Origin of the sequence: Streptococcus sp. 2106 (genome assembly GCF_013277315.1) — a bacterium.
Classification (GTDB): Bacteria; Bacillota; Bacilli; order Lactobacillales; family Streptococcaceae; genus Streptococcus; species Streptococcus pseudopneumoniae.
Window position 1 is genome coordinate 14807 of record NZ_VMMS01000020.1, and the last position, 17813, is coordinate 32619.

Sequence of the window (17813 nt, forward strand, 5' to 3'; positions counted from 1 at the left end):
TCATTTCCTTTTTGTATATAAGCTGTAGTACTCTCCACCAAGATCCATTAAGTACTTATGATTTCCTGACTCAACAATCTTACCACCTTTCATTACAAAAATAATATCCGCATCCTTAATCGTTGACAATCTATGAGCTACAATTATTTGAGTACAGCCCTGACTTTTTATATACTTTGTTATTCTTTCCTCATTAATAGTGTCTAAAGCACTAGTTGCTTCATCTAAAATTACAATAATAGGATTATTTATTAATGCACGTGCCAGTGCTATCCGTTGTCTTTGACCACCTGAAATATTTGACCCCATCTCTGAGATGATAGTATTAAATTTCATCGGCATAGCCATGATTTCATCATAGATTTGAACTGCTTTACAAACTTCCTCTATCTTTTGTGAAGTAACTTCGTGCTTTAAAGTTATATTATCAAGAATACTTCGGTTCAATAAAAATGAATCCTGTGGAACTACTCCTAAATTTTGACTTAATATTTTTTTATCTATTTGATTAATATTTACACCATCAAATAAAACTTTTCCTGTATCAATCTTATATAATCTTGATGGTATTTTTGATAATAGACTTTTTCCTGACCCCGGTTGACCGACTAGTGCAATTCTCTGTCCTGACTCAATAGTCAAATTTAAATTTTCTATTACAGGAGCTGAGTCTTTGGAATAAGAGAAAGATAGGTCCTTAATATCTATTCTACTTCAAACATTTCTAAACTATACTCCGGAAAATAATTTAACCAATACATCGTGTCCTCCAACCAGTACTAGGTCTTTAGATGATATCTAAAGACTTAGGTGTACACCTAAACATTTTATCCACCGACAATAATAATATCCATAACCAACAATAAAATTAGGGAATTTTTTAAAATTTTCTTCATATTTAGACTTCCTTTCAGTTTTTATTTATTGTACAATAAATAAAAATCAATTACTTTTTTGTTGGGAAAATGGGAAATTATGAAATCAAAACTTGGCATCACACTTAGAAAAGTTCGTAAAGGAAAACAAATTAGTCTATGCTCTGTAGCAGATGAACATCTTTCAAAATCTCAAATATCTAGATTCGAACGTGGGGAATCAGAGATATCTTGTATTCGACTTATCAATATTTTAGACAAATTACACATTACTTTAGATGAGTTTCTTGTTTTACATGATGAAGATTATACTAATACTGAATTATTCGCTAATTTGGTTCAATATATTCGTAAGCAATATTCATCACAAAGTATCAATAATATAGCATGTCTACTTTCTGATACTTCTGATTACACTCTAAATTCTTTTGAGAAAACAATGGTAAAATCTATTTTACACACAATGGATTCGAACATCATTCCATCAGATGAAGAGCTTCTTCATCTGACAGACTATCTCTTCAAAGTTGAAAAATGGGGCTACTATGAAATCACTTTATTAGGTAACTGTGTCCGAACAATAAACTACAACTCCTACTTCCTATTAACAAAGGAAATGTTGAACAATTACATCTACTCTTCATTGAATAAAACAAATAAGCGAATTGTCACTCAATTGGCCATCAATTGTCTAATTCTGAGCGTAGATAAGGAAAAATTTTCTAATTGCTCCTATTTAATTAGTAAGATAAAGACATTGTTGGATAATGAACTAAACTTTTATGAACAAACAGTTTTTCTCTATGCAACTGGTTACTTTGAATTTAAACGTTGCCAATCAACCAGTGGAATTGAAAAAATGAAACAAGCCATACAAGTCTTCGATATTTTAGAAGAAGATAAATTAAAATTACACTATACTGACCATTTTAAGAAACTAGTAAACAAAAAATAAATGAAATTATTCTCTATCTTTTAACTAATTAGTCGTAAATAATATTATTCTAGTAAGGCATTCTCGTGAAATTTTAGAACTGTAAATTTATTGGTATTAATAATTTTCACAAACAAATTCAATCTTCTAGCTATCTCCTCATATTTATTAATTTCATTACCAAGTTCCTGTTGTAATTTTAAAATATCTGTATTGAGTCGATCTAACATTATTGATTCCGTCATGTTCATTTGGTCAAAATCATACTTAGCTAATTTTCTAGTCTCATGATCTTCACTCTTCAAATTGATAAGGACTTCCGCCATCTTGTTTAAGGTGGCGATTTTTTCTTGGGTTTCTTCTAGCTTCATATCAATCTCTGCAATTTCTAATACAAGCTCATCTTTGATTTCTTGGTATTGTTTGTTCGTGTTAGATAGTTCAATCATAAAATTAATTTCAGAAATCTTCTCTTGAAGACTTTTTAAAGTTGGTCGTCTATAGGGGAGTTTTTGGCTATCGTTGCTCAATTGTCTGATTAAGGTCCTCCCCTTGATGAAACAATTATTATCCATGTTTTCTTTATTATAGACAAAGTAAGAAGACGTTTCTCGAATGTAGACTTTATATTTTTTATGATTTTATTCTTCCATAATATCCAATTGATAGTTGGGAATGAAAATAAGACCGCTCTGTTTGACACCGAAAGACACCTTGATATAGACGCCCTTATCAACTAGCTTCTCTATTTGGTTCTCTGCAAGTTCCACTTCAAATTCACGAACGGTATCTCATTTTTCCTTAAATGTCTTAAAGGCTTCCTCAATCTCTTCAGCGGAGACTTTCTCCTTATGCTGCTCCTCTCGAAAAGTCTGAAAATCTTCCTGAAGATTTTCTAATGCTTGAATATCTCTAACTTCTCTATCTTCAAAATAACGATTAAAAAATTGAACATCGTACAATTTCTTATCGCTAATTTTTTATGATTCAGGCTTATCTTTTGATTATCTTCTTCCAGGATAAAAGTTACATTTTTTTGTTTTAAGTCAATGGTTAGATTCAATTCTTTTGCTTTTGTTATTAAATCTTCTAAAGAATTAACACGGTTCAACAAAAATTCTAAACGACTTTCAATCTCTTGTTTGGCAAAATGTATTCTAAAAAATTCTTCATCATATAGATCTCGTTTGCTGAGTTGGCGTCCTCGAATAGGTTTTGTCATTGCTCGATCCGTCATCATGAATCGACTATGCTTTTGACTAAAATCAATCTGAACATACAACTGCTTTGCTTTCTCTAAAAGATCATCAAACGATTTAGATTGCTGAAGCAAAAAATAAAGACGTTGTTTCAATTCAAATTTATAACTAGATTCCTTATATTTTTTATAATCTCGATAGGAATAACGTTTCTCAATAATTTTTGCACCAGCCATTTTAGAAATACGGTCTGAAATCATACGGAGGTTTCGTTCCAAGGCATAGTTCCATATCAACTTTTTATCTGAATTGCGGTCAATAGCGTTGATTAGGATGTGATTATGAACATGATCTTTGTCTGTGTGAGTTGCTACGATAAACTTAAAACGACCTCTTGTCAATTCCATCATGGTCTCATAACCAATGCGGTTAATTTCTTCAGGTGTCAGATTATCTTCAGGAGAAAATGATTGGATGAGATGATGGGCATGAATAGTTTGTTAGTGTTTTTCTTGTCGGTCATTTCTGGACTCGTACAACTTGTCGTTATTAGTAAAGTTAACATTGTACATTTCTACCATTTCTGCATGGCTAGGAAAATCTAAGTAATTACTCATGCCAAAATCAGATACTAATTTTAGATTATCTGTTTTATCTGGATTGAGGATATATTTAATCAAACGCCTACGATATTTTTTTCCGTGCGTCGCAAAGTGTTTAGTAACTACCATGAAACTCCTTCAGTCTTTTCACCTCCACTTGAAATTCTTTGTCCACTTCCTTAATTAATTCTCCGACTCCTTTACTCAATTCTTGTAATTGGTCCTGAGAAATCAGATGGCTTTGATTAATCGCACGCGCAATTTGATTGATGTTATTTCCAATACGTCTCAATTCAAAAACTAACTGGTCATAAGTATCAGTGTTAATCGTGACAAATGACATATTGGGATTAAGCAAAACTTTTCTGGCATAGACTGAAAAATTTTGACAATTGCTCTTAGAAATCCGTTCATTCAATTGGTGTAATTCTGGATCAGTTAGAAATACTTTTTTGAGATTGGTACGATAGCGATAAACCATTACATCCTCCTAACCCATATATTTTTCACGAAACTCACGACTGAGTGGCTGTACTTGATTCACTTCTGCAATCAATTCTTGAACGCAAGTCAATAAGATTGAGACGTGCTCTTGAGTCACTTGATGATTTTCTCTTGCGACAACCAGAACTTCATACACATCTCGACTAATCTGTTCAAACTTTTGAGACTGCCAAAGGGAGAACCAACTTTCAAAAATTCTATCCTGATAATTCTTTTTCAATAAATTTTGACGAAGAAATTCTGAGAAACTATCCACTTTTTGTTCCCTCATCATTTCTTTTATCTGTTTTTCTTCTTGTCTCGTGATTCTAAATTGCTTACGGATTAACTTAATTTCTTGTCCCATCTTACCATCCTTTCAACATTATACTTGTCTGACAATGTAAGGCTGCCTCACATTGTCAGTACGATTCCTAAAGACCTCAGTCTCTCCTTGTTCGGTCTTTGCGAGCTCAGATATTGTGTCCACAATATCCCAAAAATCATATCGCCAACCTATCAAAACCTTCTAGTTTTGACAGCCAACGATAAGATAACTTGGTGGCTCCGCCCCCAAACCCCCAGTGAAAAATTAAGGCTTGATTTTCTTAGTAATGATATTAGGATAGCAAGGTAAATTTGAAAAAAGTATCACAACATGAAAAATGAGGGTAAGAAAAAAGAGAGCCAAGGCTCTCAAATACCGTCTTAATGAAACCATGTTTTTTATATTTCCATTAACATATATAGTCTCATCAACTGCTAACTTCAACATCCAATAATAAGATATTCTTTATATTTTTTAGCCCTACATTTGATATTTCGGAATCTGAAAATAGTTCAAATTTATATTTTATAAACATAGCACTACCATCATTATGTGTGGACATAATAATTTGATAGTCTGATAATGAATGTCTTATTAAATCAATTAAAGCATATACATTCATAGAATCCATATCTTGAATCGGATCATCAATTGATAAAAATTTGAACCCTCTTGAAATCTTAAATGTAGTATTTAGTGCCAAAGTGAAAGCAAACGAAATAACAGCTACTTGTCCAGAACTCAATTGATACATCACATCCTGCTCACTATTACTATTTGCTATAAACCTGATATTAGAATTGTTTTGAGTTGTTAGTAGAACTCCCATTCCTTGTTGGTAATTTTGTAAAATTTTAGCAGTGTACATATAGAAGGGAAGCTTCAACTTTTGAATCATCTGTTCTTGGTAAAACTTTATATTATTATTTAATTCTCTAACACGATCCTGAAGATATGTAATCGTTTGTTCAATGATTTGAAGACGTTTCTCAATTTGGTGAAACATCGTTAAACTTTGTAATTCAAACTGGTTAATAATATATTCTCTCTTTTGATTGATACTTTCTATAGTACAGTCCTCAAAAGTTTTTTCCTTAGATGCAAAGTATTTATCAAATAGATTTTGTGAATCTAAACTTTTAGAATAATCAAATACTATTTGAGATCTAAGATCCCCTAAAAATACTAGCAACCTATCTTTGTTCTCTTCAAATTTATGCAAGGAAATGGGTAAAAGGTCATAAGAAATTTCATATTTCCTTATTGATTCTCCAGCTAAAATAGAATATTTTTCTAAAAGTTTTTCAAAATCAACACTCTTATTTACAACTCTAAGGAAAGTACCATAAACTTCATTTGGAATCAATAGTTTTTCTTGCAATGAACTTATTAACTCTGTTTTCAAATTCTCAAACTCTTGTAGCGAAGCACTCTTATCAACAGGCAAAGGAGTAATCTCTGAGTTCATTACAACCAAGTTGCTAAAAGACTCAGGAAAATTATAATTACTTATGGATCGTATGGCCGCCAAAAAATCATCAGGAATAACAAAGAGTTTCTCTTGCTCCATTTGGATCTGATTTTGTAACTCCATTTTTAATTGATTTAATTCTTCAACCAAATTTGAAACTTCTATTTCAAAATTAGTCAAATTTTTACGTAGTTGATTCGTTGTTTCTTCATAGGCTGCCAGTAAATTCTCGCTCTCTCCCCAATCATAACCACAAAATATACATTCCGAATGATTTCCAGTGCTATGTTCTTTTAGACGAGTTCTTATCTCGAGTAGCTTGTTAATCGACTCTGTTCCATCATCTAGCTGCCCTTTTTTAAACTTATATTCTGTTAATTTAGGTTCAAATTTTTCAATCCATAGCCTGCCAAATTCCCATCCTGTAAAATTATTTAAAGAATTCTCAATTGATTTGATATCAATTTTAGCAATTTCAACATCAAGTAAGCTCTTCAATCTTTTTCCAAATTTAAACAACTTACTATCATTTTCCAACAAGCCCTGTCGTTCAAGATAGTTTTTAAGTAAAAAATATGAGAAATTTTTTTCATTTGAAATTAAACTATAATTTTGTTTAATTGACTCTATATTTTCCTGATTTTCAAGTATTTCTCTAACTATTAAGTAAATAGTAAAATCTTTATCATCCAGCACCTCTCGCTCAAATTGCTCACTTTGTTTTCTAAGGAAGTAATCTTTTGGAGAAAATGAATTTCGAAATTCTTGTAATTTAGTAATTTCTGATAGATATATATTTAAACTTTCATTTGACAATTCTTCATCAAAAATAATCGACTTATTGTTAAAAGCAAAGTCAGTATCTGCTCTAAGAGATAATTTCGAATATAGAATATTGTTCTTAATTGGGGAATTTTTTAGTTTACCCTTTTTTGCTCTTAGTTCCTTTTCACTAGAGGATAAAGTACTTCTTAAACGCTCTAATCTACTTTTCCTATTAACATAGTTTCCAATATTTAACAGAAAATTCAATTGTTCCTTTCTATCTTTTTCCTTTTGCTTCAAATAATAAGCTGTTTCATCTTGTTGAATATAATGAAACAAATCAAAAGTATCGCCTAAGCTATAATCTTCTGATTCATATCCTAGAAACTGACTAATGTTCTTTTGTATATCTCTTTCACTCGAACCCTCAAAGTCTTCATCAGATTGAAATGAAATTCCTGGACCAACCCGAACTCTTCTTTGAAATTTAGAAAATGAAAACTTTGGTACATTGCTGCCCTCAGTATTCATACTACTCTTATAAAGACTAGATACTATCAAAGAATTATCCTCATCATTTGTCAACATAAGCTCAATGAATGTATTTTGATTAGGATTATTTTGAAAATATGGAGCACTAAAACTACTTCTACCGTCACTATAATCGGACTCTTCAATTCGACGAATTTTCCCAGTTAATGATAACTCTATTGCGTCAAAAATTGTAGTTTTTCCAAATCCATTTGGTCCAACAAACAAAGTTACATTCTCTTGAAAATCAATAATTCTAGTTTCCTTTATATTTTTAAAGTTTTTTATTAAAATTTTTTTGATTTTCATTGTAATAATTCTCCTATTTGTAGTAAATCAGAAATATTATCATCATCGGTAGAAATATCTTTTAGTGATTTTGATAATTTCTCATCAGTGTTCTTAGTATAAAAATCCAATAATCTATTATCTAATTCATCCTTATCATCCTGATACTGACTTTCTATACTTTGATAAATATCATTTCTTTTAGGGAGTGTGAAAAATGGTAGTTTTACTCCAATTTCCATAGCCATAAAATACGACTCACTAAAAAACATATCATCTTCAAAAGCATCAATATTAGATTCTAAGTAAGTATAGAGTATTTCATTAGTCTCTTTATCTCGTAAATCCAATAACCCATTTCGAGTGTATAATATTATGAACTTTCTAAAATAATAATAGTCCTCTTCAATCAATAAAATTGATCGTTGAACTTTCTCGTCTTCAAATACTTCCTTCAAGTCATCAACTTCTACCAAAATAAACATAGAAGTATTTTTCTTGATGTTTTCATGTTCTGGTGTTAGAGATACCCTTTCAAACTCTTTTATTACTTGTGAAGTCTTATCATCATCGAAAAAATTATTTAGCTCATCAGGACTATATTGACTAACAATAAAATACTCTGATTTTTGTGAGTTAGTATAGAAATCAAAATCTGTATCCAACTGGTTAAAATGGTTATTTTGTAAAAATTTTATAACGATGTCTCTCATATTAGTCCTCCGGCACACTCAAATTCTTTTCTTTTACTTTCTCAATGCTAATGAATTCCATATTCGGTTTAAATATATTATGTTGTACTCCTGTATTCCATTCTTCACGATATCTATTATCTAGCATGCCATCAAATTCATCAATTCTATTCCCAATATGCAACTCATCTATATCTCTATTAATAAGGAAATCATGATTAAAAGTAGCTTTTAAAAATTCTGAGTTGTCAATTATTTCTTGAATTTTTTTTGCAATTATCCCAGGTCTATCCTGAATACTAATCAATGAAGTTCTATAGCTCTTCTCATTATCATCTAAATAACTGTAAGCTTTAAACGAAAATCCCTTAATTTTCTCCAGTAATACATAGAATATATCCTCCATTGGAGCATTACGAAACAATTCTAAAAAATTTTCATCTGAATTTTCGTGTGGTAACATCATTCTCACAAATTTATAAAACTCACCTTTAGTCAATGACAGTAAATGATTATTTATTTCATCCATAAGTTTAAAATCTTCCTCGCTAATGTCACTTGCATAATCACGATGATATTTTTCCCACCTATAGGTCAAATTATTTTTCATTTCATATACTTCATCTTTAGGAGTTTCCTTTTCAATAATGGAAAGTATTTCTCCAAAGGATATTTCTGGAAAACCATATTCACTGTGTGCTTGCCCAATGCTATGATCCAATAAAGAACCTACATACCTGAGATACACTTGATTTAAATGTGAGACACTATCATTCAATGGATTACCCTTTGATTTTAAAATTTCTTTTATTTCAGCTATACAATAATCTCTAATTGTATCATTTTTATCATCCTGAGAAAGTGGACAATAAAAAAGATCTTTAGCCTGATTATATTTATAAAGTCTGACACAAGCAACATTATCTGTGTATTTTGTTCTACTAGGATATTTTGATAAATAATCATATTTTGATAAATTAAAATCTGGCACATTTACAATCACATGTAGATATATGTTTTCATTAGAAACCACCTTACGTACTACTTTTCCTCTACCATCAAATTCATGAACCTGATATCCCTTGACATTTATTTTTTCCTTTCCCTTTTCAAACTTCCTAGTTTGTATATTAAAAAGGTCTGAGTAATCCTCTCTCTCATTACCATTAACATAGGCTTTTACTTGATGCCTCGATAATACTTGATCATCATCACCAACAATATCGAAGTCCTCAGCATTCTCATATCTTATAGCATAATCCTCAAGATTTTCTATATTATTTTCAATGCATTCTCGTAATTGTCTTAACGCTACTAAAAATCCTACTTTCCCTTGATGGATATATCCACTCCAACTTGGTGTTGCATTCCTATTTTGGTCAACGTTTGAACTCGCCAACTTAATCCCCCCTATTATTTAACTCTTTGTTAATCACCCACAACCGTTCCTGCCCTATCTTCAACATCTCTTTTTCAACCGTGTTCCATTCTCCAAATAGTAAGTCATGAAGAACTGTTGCTGCTGAAGTTGTATCTTCTCCTGAATCATATACACAACTTCTATCTCGTTGGTAAATTTGAATTCTTTCAAAGATAGCTAGTTCTTCTAATTGCCATGTATTATCAACTAGATGATTTACAATGAAATCATGATGTTCTTTTGGAGTTGCGCGTGCTTGATTTGGATTGATGGCGTACAGTTCTTCATAACGGATAAGAGTACTTAGATAGGACAGCTCAGGCTTTGTCGCAATCAAGGCTAATTGTACTTCATATCCCTTACTTTTCAAGAGTTGTGCTGTTTTCTTTGGAACATCAACTGTTCGTAAAGTTCCCTCAATCAAAAGATTGTATCCCAAATGACTCAATTCTGTTACTAAATACTCTACCATTTTCCCCGCAAAATCTTTGGTGTATTCTACACTATCTTTGCCATATTCTCGCTGCAGTTCTAAATAGTGTGGATGCTGGGAACGAAAACTATCGCCATCTATGATAACAATATTTCCTTGAAATTCTTTCTGTTTAATACGATGAATTGTAGTCTTACCAGCACCACTTTGCCCTCCAAGCAAAATTGCTATAGGTAGCTTACTGGACTTTTTTCCTCTTGTCAGAGAGCGAACATTCCGCGCTAAAGCATGTTTGAATTCACTATCAGTATACTCTTGGATTTCCATTAGGCTACCATCCGTTTTTCAGATATCTCTAACATACGTTCAATTCCATCCAAATAGCCACTATATCTCTCTAATTCATCAAAAGTTTCTACTAAATAGATATTTGTATGAATCAAGTCAGATAGATCATCACTCATTAAAATCCAAGGATTAGATTCATCATCAATGCTAATCCCCTGACTATCTTGATAACGATAGAGTCTAGATAATAGATTAGCACCTCTTTCTTTCACAATTTCAATTTTCAAAGTCAGTTCATAATCTTCAACAGGATTGAGCATTTTATCCTCTCCTACAATATCGACATAAGATACATTAAACTTCTGACAAATGATATCTATTAGTTCCGTAGAGACTGAACTCGTTCCATTTTCATAACGACTCAGACTATTTCGTGAAATACCTACAATCCGTGCAAATTCGGGTTGTGTTAAGTCATGTGTTTTACGTAAGGATTTTATGTTCTTTCCAATCATGGCAAACTCCTTTATTTTTATAATTCAATTATAGCATAAAAAAAGCATAACGCACCAAAATTGGTGCGTTGTTGATTGTTTTTCTAGCCTAAAATTTACTTCTAAAAAAGCCACCTTAAAGAGTAATTTCTTTTTCGGTGGCTTTTCTCAAAATACTATACATTAAAATACTCTTGTTTAATTTTTGTAAGCAGATTGTTAGCAACCGAAGTTACACCAACATGCATCAGTTCAGGATCGGAATAATCTAGATTACGAGCATAGCCTTCTGCAACAGTCTGAGCAATACGCTCATCCAATTTATAATTGGAATCTTTTAATAATGCATGAAATAATTCTGAACTATATAGTTTAATACTATTTTCCAATGATACTACTGCCATTTTTGTAACTCCTCCCCTGTTTTTGATTGATAAACCTTCTCTATTTTCATTATATCACAAAAAGATTGGTTGTGAATGGATAATTGTTTAAAAGAATAGGGGTTTCTAAACTCAGCAAGCATTTCTTCTTTTGTAATTTCATTCTGACGAAAACGAGCTAAAGCTTGAGTTGGATTGTCATCAGTCTGAACACCATAGATAAAATCAAAATGGTGTTGTAATTCATCTGGATTTTCCCGATTTTGAACGACAAATTCCACAAAATAGTGACAATGATAGGCAGGGTTCTTAAAAATTTCTACAAAATTTGAAATACGAAATTCTACTATAATTAGAATCTATAGATAGCTTACTTCTGGTCATTTAAAACGAACCCTGTTCTCCAAAATAATTTTATTAAAAAGAAAAACCCTGCCAAAGAATTTTTGGTAGGGTTTTTGGTAGGAAACTAAATTAATTTATCAGTTTCTAAAATGTGTTCACGATTCTAAAAGGCTGATACTATAGTATTCCGAATTCTAATTGGTATATGCCTCTTATTTAACCTGCACAATTTGGGTGACCCACTTGTACCGGAAGTATGAAGAATCGTAGAACAATCATATGTGTTAATTTTTGATGAATAATCAAAAGTATCTAACTCATGTTTTATAAAAGAATAAAAATTAATTATATATTTGCCATTATCCGCTTTAATAGTGTCATCAATTGAAATATACTTCACTTTTTGATACTCCTAGTATTTGTGGCACTCTTTACTTTATTGAATAATTCATCTTCAAAGAAAATAACTGATGGTTTTATTTTATCTATTATACCCGATAATTCATAATTCCCTATTAAGGGTGATACTGGACAGGCAGTAATACCTAGCTTTTGACACGCTAAATAAATTAGGATAAACTCTGTAGTTTTTCCTAGGAGGAACATTATTTTACTATTTGTATCAACATGTTTTAATAAAGCATTTAATAATTTATTTGATAACTTATCAATCTCTTCATATGTAAACCTTTTCGTTTTTTTAATATCATATATCGCTGTTTTTGAGACAAATTACCGAATAGATTTACTTATATAATCGCTTAAAATAGAGTGTTCCTCAAAAATTTTCTTTCTAAAAAATGCATGATTACTCCTTTCAATATCGAAATTCATCCGATTAAACACTACTTATGGGCTATTCCCCAAATCGATAGAGGATATTGAAAATCATTATAGCTTGAAATTCTCATCAATTCAGTACTTTCTTGGATAGGAGTATACTTTAGAGGGCCTCCATACATCACTAAATTAAAAGCCTCTTTATTCCCCCAACCTTCACATTGAAAAATTCCTTTAAAATTTCTCAATAAATATTTTAACCCTTGAGGAGTAAACCTCCAATAATCATCTAAATTATCCGGCTGAGTATGAATATAATCCAAAAAGCAACTTGCTAAAAATACCCATCCTCCAGGTTTTAATACCCTATATATTTCATCAATTGCCTTCTGTGGTTCAGGTATATGTTCTATGACTTGATCACAAATTACATAATCAAAAGTAGAATCGTCAAAAGATAGGGACTGAATATCTTCGTCAGGATATTTTATTGCTGTGTGTGAGATATAGTTATCCTCAAACATATTAAAGATTGCTCCCCTATCCCCACTCACTTCTAAAATATGACCAGGCTTAAAACCATTTTTAAAGAATACGCTGATTCTTTCATACATTCTAAATCGCGTAATATGAAAACCTAATTCTGGTGTTGGATTTTTGATATCTGCATTTTTATTTTTTAGACCACTTATAACTTTTTGTACAACATTGAAATCTAAATTACTTTCTGTACTAAGTTCCTCAATTAATCTATAATAATAGCTGTTTTTTAACCAAATAAAATCATCTTTTTCTTTCATTATGACTCTCCTGTCTCTTATATATTATACATATAATTAAATACTATTCTAATAACTTATCTAAAACATTAATAGAATCGATAATTCCGTCGTTAATTCCATACTCCGCTGTCCAAGAAAATAATTTATTTACCTTATTATTATCTAACGCACCCCGTTTAGGAGCATTCAGTAGTCTATCGTCATGGGATTTAATTTTTATATTCTTGAAATATTTCTTTAGAACTTCTATAAACTCTTTATTTGTCCTAGCTTCTCCCCTAGTCATATTAAAAATTTCACCTGATACATCTGACTCTGCAGCTTTTAGAAATATTTTTGCTACATCTTTAACATAAGTAAAATCACAAATAAATTCAGGATAAAACAATTGAACTGTTTCATTAAAGTATGCTTGTTCAATACATGAACTTGCATAACGTTCCCTTGGATCTATAATTCCATACACTGAAGAAGGACGAATAATTAACCACTCACCAAATTTAAATTTATAATTGGAAATCCAGGCTTCTGATTCATTTTTCCAAAAACCATAAATATCTAATGGTTTCTTACTATGTAGTTCATCGGCTGGTTCATATTCAAAATCTCCATAAACATATGAAGATGAAGCATATATTAATTTATACTTTTTTGATATCTCTTCCATTATGTTTATTGTAGATTTCACACCTTCAAAAATGACCTTTTTTGCTTCCACTGGATTTTTCTCAGATTCCGAGGCAAGAAGTGCTGCTAAATATATCACCACATCAGGCACAATATTTTTTAATATTTTTTTTACAGAGTCTGCATTCTTTATATCCTCTTCAATAAAGTGTAAATTATTGCGTTTAAGAATTTTACTAACAAATTTTTGATATATTTCCTTTTTGCTCTTTGCCATTTTAGAACTTGATGAAAGATTATCAATTAAATAAACTTCAACACCTTCATCTATCAAGTCTGCAATGTTTAATCCAATTAACCCCATCCCACCAATAATCACGCACTTCTTCATTATAAAACTCCGTTTCTCTAATTTTATAAACTATTATTTTGTATAAGTTGTAAAATACCTTGATAATACTTATCTTCTTCTGTATTTATATTTTCTAAAACATTTTCAATTTCAGAAAAATCATACTGTATCAAATGTTCCTTTAATGAATTATATAGATTTATTTCTTCTTCCAAAATTTCAATCAGAGTTGGGAGACTTGAATTTAAATAATTATAACTTTTTAAAAATTCCAAACAAATTTTCCTATTTGAGATAATATGATGATTTAAACAGTCAACCAAACGTACTTTTAGTAAATCAACAAAGTGTCGATCACGTCTATAAGTTTTAGGATATTTACATATAGCCTGAGAAAAATATTTTATGAAATTTTTTCCCTCCACATAATACAGGTGGGGTAAAAACAGAGTATTTCCTAATGAACCTTTTTCCATTTCAGATTTTGTTTCAAGTAACCATTCTTTAAACATGTCTTTCACATCTTTCGTATCGAAAAAGTATTCAAAAAAATAAAATTTATCATCAAATGCTTCTTTCAGTTGTTCAGATTTTACATTTACCGTATCTTTACCGAAAATTTTTATTAGCATTCTGTCTTTGATTAAAATCTCATTATTATCTTTACTCGTAATTAACGCAGCATGTGTATTGAATGCTCTAGTCTTATAATGTGGATGAAATGCTAACATGGACCATTCAGTTTGAAACATAACTATTCTATTTGAACTTAAAATTTTATCAATTTCCTTTATAGCGTTTTCATATCCCTCAACTTTTTTCCACTTTCCTTTAAACAAGCAAGTATTTGTGTATTTTTCAAAATAATCAATCAGCCACCAATCTCTTGAAATTAAGTCACTCTCAAATCTCATTCCCCAAGGCGAGAGTAAATCGGTTAAAGGATCTCTTCCATGATATAAAGAAATATTCCATAAGCAATAACCATAACAACTAACCTCATTATATGGAAATCTATTAAATTTCTTTTTTTCTTTCATAATTTATCCACTCACTTTAATTTTGAAATACCTCTTGGCTTTCAACAAATCTGTTTATCAAATCAAAATTCTCCTGTAGATTGTTTTCAGTGTATACATACATATATAACTTATCTTGCAAACACCCCCTACTCATTTTTGTTGCGTCCAATCCATCGCCAAAAATTACCTTCTCATATCCTTTTTCTAGTGAATGTTCAATCAAGTTATAGTACACTAAATTAAAATACGGAAACAATTTTTCATATCCCGGCTCTATGCCTACTACACGGGCAATAAGGTTATTCTTATAACTTAACAATAGAACTTCTCCAATTATTTTTCCACCTACTCTCATACGACAAATATACGCATCATTTTCAAAACTGCCAGAAATATATGATAATCTCTCTGTGTATCTATCAATATTGTAATTCGGATATTCATACTTTAGGAAATTAAATAATACGGTTTTAGCTAGCTTTCTCTCATTTCCGGACAGTGGAACATATTCATAATTTACTCCTGAACTAACAGCTTTTTTGATTTCAGATCTTATAGAGTTTCTTCTCTTGGAGGTAAATCTCTCTAGATATTCATCAATATTGCTAAAATTTATGGGAATTGAGTAACTTGCACCAACCAAAAACTTACAAAATCCTTCGCTGTCTAATATATTATAAAGAAAATTATTATTCATTGATGACGGCATATATAAAAAACTTAAAAACGGACATTTCAATTCTTCTGAATACTCTTTTAAAACTTTTACAATATATCTAGCTACCGTATTTTTCTGATTTACTGTCAAATCTTTATCAAATCTAATATCACATGACTTTGCCCCTCTATTACAAATAGCAATAGATGGATTACCTGTGCTGGGTATATTAAAATTTGGTGAATCCGAAAAAAATGGATTGTATCCATTTAAAAATGAATCTATTTTATAGTGGTCTGGAAACTTTTCTTCAACAACATCAAAAAGTAAACCACCTACTAACAGAGATTCTTGAAAAACGACTAGAACATTTTGTTCAACTTTATCACTCTGAGAAGTTGCTTCTACCCATTGAAAACTACTATAAATACTATCAATCTCATTTAATGAAACTAAATCGTCCCATTGTTCAGAAAACTCACGTTTTGCTTCACTAAAAGTCATAATTCTACGTATTAACATTATAAAACTTCCTTTCATGTTTTTTGAGAGACAATCTACTGAAAAACCATTGATATAATTATCAAGTAGATTAGTATCCTATATCTAGTTATTATTTTGATTAATAAAATTAATAATTAATGTCATCATAATCAGTATTGATACAAACACCATGCTAAATGTTACTGTTATCCTTGTTCCATATATTTCAGAAAAGTTTCCGACAATTGTGAGTGCAATTGGGTTTAACGAACTTAAGACAATCCAATTAAAACTTGAAACCATTGTTAAGTACTTCTCAGGAATTTCCTTTAACACTTTATTTTCCCAACTAATCAAAAATAATTGAACAAAAATGCCAACAAAGAAGGATAAGAGGTAAATAATTAAGAATAGCTTTGTAGATACTATTGCGCTATACGAAGCAACCCCAATTAGTAAAATTGACATTATACTCTTTATGCTTTTAAAATATTTGTAAAACTTTAAAAATATTAAACTCCCCACTAAACTGCCGATTGAGTACAATGACAGTATTGTAGTATAATTTTTCTCTGTCCCAATTGAGAGAATATATGTTGGAATTGCAATATTTGATAGCGCCTGTTGTATAGGAGAAAATACAAATACAACTAACATACACATAAGCAACCAGTTATGGTTTTTAAAAAATGCTTTAACTTGCAAGAAATCATTTATAAATTTCTCATTTCCAGTACCACTCTGGCTATTTCTTTGAACTATTAAATTCGTTTTTCGAACAAATTTTCCTCTTACCTTCGCTATAAAAATTTTTGAAAATAAAAGTATGATAGTAATACTAATTAATACCAAGTTTATTCTTTTAATTGCAATTAGCATAATAAATAATTGAGGAATCAAAACGTTTACAGCTTGCTTACTAAGATTTACAAGCGATAATCTCTCTTCCTGCAAATCTAATCGAACAATTTTCTTAAAAACTAATTGATTTGATACTAAAAAAAATGCATCTCCCGCTCCTAAACAAAAACCTATTATAGTAATAGTGAAGAAGTCTGTATACTTTAAAACATAACATAAGACAGAAAACGCTAAAATTCCACTTAATTTTAAAATTATAGAGTACTGGTAAACTTTTTGTGAATCTTTATATTTAATGAGTCTATTAACAAATATAACCGAAGCAAACAATGAGATTGTCTGTACTGAAAAGATACTTGTTAACATAGCTACATTAAAAAATGTTACTAAATATATTCTAAAAAGGTTATCAGCAATTCGTATATTTAGTTGAGAGTAAAAATAATTCAAAAAATATTTGTCAATTTTCTTTATTAGCCTCATAAAAAATTTTTCTAAACGCCTTTTCTATCCTAGTATTAACATTTTTATCCCAGAATAGCGGAATACTAGTATTTTTTTCTAGTTTCTGATTTTCAAGGATTTTTTTAACACTATAACCGATTAATGTATTTGTCCCGTTAATACAAGTTTCTGGTCTAGCAGTTTGGTTTCCAATAGTATAACACGGAACTCCCAAAACTGTACTTTCTTCTTGTAAGCCAAATTTCAAGTTCA

At 30.4% G+C, this 17813-nt stretch carries 17 protein-coding genes and 1 pseudogene; 1 reads left to right on the forward strand and 17 read right to left on the reverse strand.

Annotated elements, in window-relative coordinates; all coding sequences use genetic code 11:
* Nucleotides 1-642: an ATP-binding cassette domain-containing protein gene (locus tag HT723_RS02615; protein WP_172934563.1), complete on the reverse strand. Its 642-nt coding sequence runs from the start codon at nucleotides 640-642 to the stop codon at nucleotides 1-3.
* A gap of 333 nt (nucleotides 643-975) precedes the next feature.
* On the opposite strand from HT723_RS02615, the gene HT723_RS02620 reads away from it, so the two are divergent.
* Nucleotides 976-1830: an Rgg/GadR/MutR family transcriptional regulator gene (locus HT723_RS02620; RefSeq protein WP_172934564.1), complete on the forward strand. Its 855-nt coding sequence runs from the start codon at nucleotides 976-978 to the stop codon at nucleotides 1828-1830.
* 44 nt (nucleotides 1831-1874) lie between these two features.
* On the opposite strand, the pseudogene HT723_RS11250 reads toward HT723_RS02620, so the two are convergent.
* The 16 genes and pseudogenes from HT723_RS11250 to HT723_RS02710 all read right to left on the reverse strand — a co-directional run.
* Nucleotides 1875-3739, reverse strand: a pseudogene (locus tag HT723_RS11250) (SAG1250 family conjugative relaxase).
* Nucleotides 3726-4091, reverse strand: coding sequence for a plasmid mobilization relaxosome protein MobC (locus HT723_RS02635; protein ID WP_023939826.1), 366 nt, complete (start codon nucleotides 4089-4091; stop codon nucleotides 3726-3728). The pseudogene HT723_RS11250 and the gene HT723_RS02635 overlap by 14 nt, the downstream one beginning before the upstream one ends.
* A 9-nt stretch (nucleotides 4092-4100) precedes the next feature.
* The gene (locus HT723_RS02640) at nucleotides 4101-4460 is read right to left on the reverse strand and encodes an SAG1252 family conjugative relaxosome accessory protein (protein WP_000529543.1); all 360 of its coding nucleotides are present in this window, start codon (nucleotides 4458-4460) and stop codon (nucleotides 4101-4103) included.
* Nucleotides 4461-4848: 388 nt separating this feature from the next.
* Nucleotides 4849-7497 carry an AAA family ATPase gene (locus HT723_RS02645; protein ID WP_023939824.1) on the reverse strand — a complete coding sequence of 883 codons (2649 nt, stop codon included), beginning with the start codon at nucleotides 7495-7497 and terminating at the stop codon, nucleotides 4849-4851.
* The gene (locus HT723_RS02650; protein ID WP_016399482.1) at nucleotides 7494-8189 is read right to left on the reverse strand and encodes an ABC-three component system middle component 1; all 696 of its coding nucleotides are present in this window, start codon (nucleotides 8187-8189) and stop codon (nucleotides 7494-7496) included. Before HT723_RS02650 ends, HT723_RS02645 begins: the two co-directional genes overlap by 4 nt.
* A 1-nt stretch (nucleotide 8190) precedes the next feature.
* On the reverse strand, nucleotides 8191-9567 hold the full coding sequence (locus tag HT723_RS02655) for an ABC-three component system protein (protein ID WP_172934565.1): 1377 nt from the start codon (nucleotides 9565-9567) through the stop codon (nucleotides 8191-8193).
* A gap of 1 nt (nucleotide 9568) precedes the next feature.
* Nucleotides 9569-10348 (reverse strand): type II toxin-antitoxin system toxin PezT, encoded by a 780-nt coding sequence (gene pezT, locus HT723_RS02660; RefSeq protein WP_172934566.1) that lies wholly within the window; start codon nucleotides 10346-10348, stop codon nucleotides 9569-9571.
* Complete coding sequence (gene pezA, locus HT723_RS02665) at nucleotides 10348-10824, reverse strand: type II toxin-antitoxin system antitoxin PezA (RefSeq protein WP_050261634.1); 477 nt, start codon at nucleotides 10822-10824, stop codon at nucleotides 10348-10350. Before pezA ends, pezT begins: the two co-directional genes overlap by 1 nt.
* A gap of 155 nt (nucleotides 10825-10979) precedes the next feature.
* Nucleotides 10980-11207: a hypothetical protein gene (locus tag HT723_RS02670; RefSeq protein ID WP_100104355.1), complete on the reverse strand. Its 228-nt coding sequence runs from the start codon at nucleotides 11205-11207 to the stop codon at nucleotides 10980-10982.
* Nucleotides 11198-11545, reverse strand: coding sequence for a DUF3990 domain-containing protein (locus HT723_RS02675; RefSeq protein ID WP_345890226.1), 348 nt, complete (start codon nucleotides 11543-11545; stop codon nucleotides 11198-11200). Before HT723_RS02675 ends, HT723_RS02670 begins: the two co-directional genes overlap by 10 nt.
* 831 nt (nucleotides 11546-12376) lie before the next feature.
* A complete protein-coding gene (locus HT723_RS02685) occupies nucleotides 12377-13111 on the reverse strand; it encodes a class I SAM-dependent methyltransferase (protein WP_172934567.1) in 735 nt (244 codons plus the stop codon).
* Nucleotides 13112-13154: 43 nt separating this feature from the next.
* Nucleotides 13155-14111 (reverse strand): NAD-dependent epimerase/dehydratase family protein, encoded by a 957-nt coding sequence (locus tag HT723_RS02690; protein WP_172934568.1) that lies wholly within the window; start codon nucleotides 14109-14111, stop codon nucleotides 13155-13157.
* Nucleotides 14112-14134: 23 nt separating this feature from the next.
* On the reverse strand, nucleotides 14135-15112 hold the full coding sequence (locus tag HT723_RS02695) for a hypothetical protein (protein ID WP_172934569.1): 978 nt from the start codon (nucleotides 15110-15112) through the stop codon (nucleotides 14135-14137).
* Between the two features lie 16 nt (nucleotides 15113-15128).
* Entirely contained in the window at nucleotides 15129-16274 is a 1146-nt protein-coding gene (locus tag HT723_RS02700) for a GNAT family N-acetyltransferase (protein WP_172934570.1), read from the reverse strand.
* Between the two features lie 84 nt (nucleotides 16275-16358).
* Nucleotides 16359-17579, reverse strand: a complete 1221-nt coding sequence (locus HT723_RS02705) for an MFS transporter (protein WP_119947021.1) — start codon at nucleotides 17577-17579, stop codon at nucleotides 16359-16361.
* Nucleotides 17557-17813, reverse strand: a 257-nt coding sequence (locus tag HT723_RS02710) for a UDP-N-acetylglucosamine 2-epimerase (protein WP_172934571.1), incomplete at its 5' end; no start/stop codon positions are given. The genes HT723_RS02705 and HT723_RS02710, both read right to left, overlap by 23 nt.

Excerpts from the sequence above, each read along its gene's own strand:
- pezA (WP_050261634.1), bottom strand. The coding sequence starts at position 10,824 with ATGATTGGAAAGAACATAAAATCCTTACGTAAAACACATGACTTAACA.
- HT723_RS02670 (WP_100104355.1), bottom strand. The coding sequence starts at position 11,207 with ATGGCAGTAGTATCATTGGAAAATAGTATTAAACTATATAGTTCAGAA.
- HT723_RS02685 (WP_172934567.1), bottom strand. The coding sequence starts at position 13,111 with ATGAAAGAAAAAGATGATTTTATTTGGTTAAAAAACAGCTATTATTAT.
- HT723_RS02690 (WP_172934568.1), bottom strand. The coding sequence starts at position 14,111 with ATGAAGAAGTGCGTGATTATTGGTGGGATGGGGTTAATTGGATTAAAC.
- HT723_RS02640 (WP_000529543.1), bottom strand. The coding sequence starts at position 4,460 with ATGGGACAAGAAATTAAGTTAATCCGTAAGCAATTTAGAATCACGAGA.
- HT723_RS02635 (WP_023939826.1), bottom strand. The coding sequence starts at position 4,091 with ATGGTTTATCGCTATCGTACCAATCTCAAAAAAGTATTTCTAACTGAT.
- HT723_RS02620 (WP_172934564.1), top strand. The coding sequence starts at position 976 with ATGAAATCAAAACTTGGCATCACACTTAGAAAAGTTCGTAAAGGAAAA.
- HT723_RS02650 (WP_016399482.1), bottom strand. The coding sequence starts at position 8,189 with ATGAGAGACATCGTTATAAAATTTTTACAAAATAACCATTTTAACCAG.
- HT723_RS02645 (WP_023939824.1), bottom strand. The coding sequence starts at position 7,497 with ATGAAAATCAAAAAAATTTTAATAAAAAACTTTAAAAATATAAAGGAA.
- pezT (WP_172934566.1), bottom strand. The coding sequence starts at position 10,348 with ATGGAAATCCAAGAGTATACTGATAGTGAATTCAAACATGCTTTAGCG.
- HT723_RS02705 (WP_119947021.1), bottom strand. The coding sequence starts at position 17,579 with ATGAGGCTAATAAAGAAAATTGACAAATATTTTTTGAATTATTTTTAC.
- HT723_RS02695 (WP_172934569.1), bottom strand. The coding sequence starts at position 15,112 with ATGAAAGAAAAAAAGAAATTTAATAGATTTCCATATAATGAGGTTAGT.
- HT723_RS02700 (WP_172934570.1), bottom strand. The coding sequence starts at position 16,274 with ATGTTAATACGTAGAATTATGACTTTTAGTGAAGCAAAACGTGAGTTT.